Here is a 306-nt window from a genome sequence, read left to right as displayed (position 1 = left end):
CTGACGATGACCTACTTTCACACTGGTTGCAGCACTATCATCGGCGTAAAATCGTTTCACGGTCCTGTTCGGGATGGGAAGGGGTGGTACCGATTTACTATGGTCATCAGGCATAACTTGTACAGCTGGTGCTCCCGATCGGGCAGCACTAGCTTGAATCTGGAAGAAGTATCGTTTTATGTATTACTTTGGGTAGTGATTGCGTATCAACACAAAACACAACGCGCTTTCTTATCTCTGCACCTGCTAAGGTTATAGGGACAAGCCGTACGGGCAATTAGTATCAGTTAGCTTAATGCATTACTG

Annotated in this window: 1 rRNA gene; it reads right to left on the bottom strand. The window is 46.1% G+C overall.

Going from position 1 to position 306, the window contains the following annotated elements:
• Positions 1-111: ribosomal RNA gene (rrf, locus tag F0185_RS34230) — 5S ribosomal RNA — on the bottom strand; the annotation flags it as partial.
• Positions 112-306 lie beyond the last annotated feature (195 nt).

The organism is Massilia rubra, from assembly GCF_011682065.1.
Classification (GTDB): Bacteria; Pseudomonadota; Gammaproteobacteria; order Burkholderiales; family Burkholderiaceae_D; genus Telluria_A; species Telluria_A rubra.
This window is presented reverse-complemented; position numbering and strand designations above follow the sequence as displayed.